This window comes from Rhodococcus sp. BS-15 (assembly GCF_000813105.1).
Classification (GTDB): Bacteria; Actinomycetota; Actinomycetes; order Mycobacteriales; family Mycobacteriaceae; genus Rhodococcoides.
On the sequence record NZ_BAOX01000372.1, the window covers coordinates 1 to 4116 of the forward strand.

General features: G+C 66.2%; 3 protein-coding genes and 2 pseudogenes. 1 reads left to right on the plus strand and 4 read right to left on the minus strand.

Translation table 11 applies throughout. The features are described from left to right. Positions 1–1205, minus strand: a pseudogene (locus RHBS_RS25195) (D-alanyl-D-alanine carboxypeptidase family protein); the annotation flags it as partial. 258 nt (positions 1206–1463) lie between these two features. Between RHBS_RS25195 and RHBS_RS25200 the strand changes: the two are divergent. Next, complete coding sequence (locus RHBS_RS25200) at positions 1464–1814, plus strand: hypothetical protein (protein WP_121870362.1); 351 nt, start codon at positions 1464–1466, stop codon at positions 1812–1814. Positions 1815–1851: 37 nt separating this feature from the next. Here RHBS_RS25200 and RHBS_RS25205 read toward each other — a convergent pair whose 3' ends face one another. The 3 genes and pseudogenes from RHBS_RS25205 to RHBS_RS31940 form a co-directional block, all read right to left on the minus strand. Continuing rightward, on the minus strand, positions 1852–2514 hold the full coding sequence (locus tag RHBS_RS25205; protein WP_121870361.1) for a response regulator transcription factor: 663 nt from the start codon (positions 2512–2514) through the stop codon (positions 1852–1854). Then, entirely contained in the window at positions 2499–2645 is a 147-nt protein-coding gene (locus RHBS_RS31160) for an ATP-binding protein (protein ID WP_237669687.1), read from the minus strand. Before RHBS_RS31160 ends, RHBS_RS25205 begins: the two co-directional genes overlap by 16 nt. A gap of 412 nt (positions 2646–3057) precedes the next feature. Beyond that, a pseudogene (locus RHBS_RS31940) lies at positions 3058–3966 on the minus strand (HAMP domain-containing protein); the annotation flags it as partial. Positions 3967–4116 lie beyond the last annotated feature (150 nt).

Below are 4116 nucleotides of genomic sequence, written 5' to 3' on the forward strand. Positions count from 1 at the left end.
GTCGCCTTGGGCCTGCATCTCGGACTGGCGGGAGCTCGACCGGCGCCGATGCGGGCGGCTGGGCGAGAGTCGGAGTGGCCTCGGGCGCGCGCGTACTCGTCACCGCGGCCGTCGACTGCGGCTCCACGAGTTCGCCCACGCCGCGACTGGAGTCGAGCGCGAACCCGTAGTCCAACAGGCGTGCCGCTTGCTCCCACGGCCGGATCGGCAGCACGTCGCCCTTCATGATCGTCACGACCAGACGCCTGCCGCCCCGTTCTGCTCCTGCGACGAATGTCTGGCGAGCATCGTCGGTGTACCCGGTCTTGCCTCCGAGAGCTCCCTCGTAGTTGTAGAGCAGCTGATTGTCGTTGGAGAGGGTGAACCCGGGCCGGTCTTGGTCCTCCGGGATCGTGGGGTCCTTCGGATAGCCGGGAAACTGAACGGTCTCGGTCGAAATCAGTTGCGCAAAGGTCGGATTGCGCATGGCCGCGCGGTAGATCAACGCCAGGTCGTAGGCAGAGCTCGCCATCCCCGGGCCGTCGAGACCGGACGGTGTGGCGGTGCGAGTGTCGAGCGCACCCAGTTCTGCGGCCTTGGCATTCATCTTGTCCACGGTGGCCGCGTCCCCACCCAACTGCCTGGACAACGCATGCGCTGCATCGTTTCCCGATGCCATCACCAGGCCCTGCATCAATTGGAGATTGGTGTAGACACCGTTCTCTCCGATGCCGACGGCACTGCCCTCGGCATCGGCGTCCTCTGCGGTCGCGGTGATCTGGGAATTCAAGTTCAACTCGTCGAGGGCGACGATCGCAAGTAGCACCTTGATCGTGCTCGCCGGCCGATGCCTCCCGTGCGGATCCTTGGCGGCCAGGACGGAGCCGGAGTCCATGTCGGCCACCACGAACCCGGTGGCCGAGATATCGGCAGGCAACGGGGGAGCCCCGTCCGGCAGCACCGCTCCACACTCGGCGAGCCGATCCCCGCCGACGGTTTCGGCGGGAATCGGGAGTGGTTGCGGTGCAGTGCTTCCAGGGGCCGGTACCTCGGACAGGTCGATCGCCGGGGGGAGGTGACGCGGCGAACGGGCAGCTGTCGGTGTCGGGCGTCGTGAACGGCGGTGTCGTCGTCGCGGCTGGTGGCTCGGCGGCGGGTTGCGCCAGAGCCGGTCCACAGCCGATGCCGACGAGAACCATCGACACTGCCGACGCTGCCACGCACACTCGAATCCTTTTCATCGCGAATCACCATAGGCGCTCGCGGGTCGGTCGACGTGGCGACCCACCGGCGAGCAATGCCCGAACGACCGCTCTGGTTCTCGTCCCGACATCGTCACCGGCACCGGCCGAATGTCGACCCACGCGCCCGTCGCCAGTATGAGAACTCGCTCATGGTGTGCTCCTTCGGTTCTCACGTTCGACAGCGATCGTTGAGTCATCACCGAAACGGTGGCCCGCAGGACTCGGATCGAAGGAGCAGACATGAGAATGCCAGGAAAGTTCATGATCGTCGGTGCAGCAGCCGTTGTCGTCACCCTCGGAAGCGTCGGCGCACTCGCGATCGCCGACGACGACCCCACCCAGCAGCGGCCGTCCTCGATCTCGGTGGAACAGCCTCTGTCGGAGTCAGATTCGGTTCCGAACCCGCCTGCAGCTCCCCAGCAGCCCGCACCGACCCAGATCCCGGACGACCGCTACGACGACGATTGGGACGACCGCTACGACGACTGGGACGACCGAAACGACGATCTGAACGGTCGAGACGACGACTGGGACGACCTGGACGACGACGACAACGATGACCTGGACGACGACAACGACTGGGACGACTGAGACTCGAGCAGTGGCGTCGGCAACCGGCCGACGCCGCTCATGTCTCGGACAGTCGGTATCCCATTCCGCGAACGGTCTCGATTCGTGCGGCACCGAATTTCGCCCGAAGGTAGCGGACGTAGACATCGACGACATTGGAGCCCGGGTCGAAGTCGTAGCCCCACACCTGCGACAGGAGTTGCTCTCGCGAGAGGACCTGACCGGGGTGGCGCATGAAGGTCTCGGCCAGGGCGAACTCACGGGCCGACAGGTCGACGGTGCGGTCTCCCACCACAGCTCGTCGGGTACGCAGGTCGAGGGTGAGGTCGGCGACCGCGAGCTGGTTGGTGTCGACGGTTCGTTTGGTGCCCAGTCGAACTCGGATGCGCGCCAGCAGTTCCTCGAATCGGAACGGCTTGGCCATGTAGTCGTCGGCACCGGTTTCGAGACCGGACACCACGTCCTGGACGCTGTCGCGTGCGGTCAACACGATCACCGGTATCTCGCACTGCTCTCCGCGCAGTCGCTGCAGTACCTCGAAGCCGTCCATGATCGGCAGACCGATGTCGAGTACCACCAGATCGAAGTCACCGCTGCGGGCATGTTCGTATGCGGATCTGCCGTCGGAGACGGTCGTCGTGCTGAAACCGCTCGCTCTGAGCCCCTTGTGAACGAACGAGGCGATGCGGGGTTCGTCTTCGGCGATCAGGATGCGGGCCATCGTCGATCCTTCTGCGGGGGAGGGGAATCGGTCAGTGGAATCGTGATGGTGAAGGTGGCCCCGTGCCCCGGGGCGCTGCCGACACTCACCCGCCCACGGTGGGCCTGTGCGATGGCGGTGACGATGGACAATCCGAGCCCCGCGCCTCGGTGCGTCGGGTTCCGTTGCGACCGCGGGCGAAGCGCTCGAAGATTCGTTCCTGCTCGTCGCGCTCGATTCCCGGACCCGAGTCGGTGACCCAGAACCGGATGTCGCCGTCGGACAGTTGCGATCCGATGCGACGCGACTGCCGGGCATCGTGTGGTGAGTTGCGTTGTCCGCCAACGCCAACAGTGCCTGGGTCAGTCGTTGCGCGTCGAGCGGCGCATGGACGGTTGCGCTCGCCTCCAGTACCCATTCCCGGTCGGCGAGGGTGGTCACCTTGTCGAACACGCTTCGAGTGAGCGCGTCGACATCGGTGTCCACCGGCGTGACGAAGCTCGTCTGGTCGGCCCGGGTGAGCAGCAACAGATCGGCGACGAGTCGGTTCATCCGATCCAGTTCGTCGTCGACGAGCGCGACGGTGTCTCGAACGTCGGCGGGGTCGCCGTGGTCGAGAACATCGAGGTGACCTCGGACGATGGTGATGGGAGTGCGGAGCTCGTGGCCGGCGTCGTCGAGGAATCGGCGCTGACTCGCCGCGCCGGACTCGATTCGGTCGAGCATCGAGTTCAGTGTGTCGATCAGGTCTCCGATGTCGTCGCCTCGACCGGTCGTTCTGGCGTCGGTGATTCGGCCGGACAGGTCGGTTTCGGTGATCGTTCTGGCGGTGGCTGTGATGTGTCTGATCGGCGACATGATGCGTCCCGCGACGAACCACGCCCCTACTGCCGCCAGCACCGAGGTGACGCTGCCGACGACGAGCATCAGGGTCGCGGTCTCGTCGGCCGAGGCGCGTTCCTGATCGGCGAAGTACGCGGCGACCACGACGCCCGGCACCGGGTCGCCTGCCAGCGAGACCGGCACCGCGAGATACACCACTTCGCCTGCCGCGCTCGAATACGAACCTTCGACCGGTGCGGTGACGGAGCCGACCTCGGCGGTGAAGCCGGTGTCGTCGGACAGTCGTACCGGCGCCTGCTGCCTGCTCTGTACGGCGAACGCGCCGTCCACGTAACCCAGGAACTTCTCGTTGGGGCGGGCGAGGTTGTAGGTGATCACCACGCGGAGGACGTCGTCGATGTCGTCGAACGGTGCGCCGGTTCCCGGATCGACGCCTGCGTCGGTGAGAGTGGTGAACTCGGCGATCTCGGTGCGCAGCGATTCGCGCATGCGATTGTCGGTCGCGCGGATCATGAGCAGCCAGGTGGTGACGGTGACGGCCGCGAGAGATGCCAGCACCAGCAGCAGCACCCACGAGAAGATGCGGCTCCGAGCGCTCGTCGGGCGCAGGGCGAGCAGTCGCGTCCGCATCACGTGGTCGGTCTCGCAGCAGGGTCAGTCGTCGTCGTCGTCATCGTCATCCCAGTCGTCGTCGAAGTCATCGTCCCAGTCGGCAGGCGGCAGCGGCGGCGGGGGCACGAATCCGTCCGGTGCCACCGGGCTGTGGCGCGGTGGTGGCGG

Coding starts and splice junctions, on each gene's coding strand:
- RHBS_RS25205 (WP_121870361.1), bottom strand. CDS start 2,514: ATGGCCCGCATCCTGATCGCCGAAGACGAACCCCGCATCGCCTCGTTC.
- RHBS_RS25200 (WP_121870362.1), top strand. CDS start 1,464: ATGAGAATGCCAGGAAAGTTCATGATCGTCGGTGCAGCAGCCGTTGTC.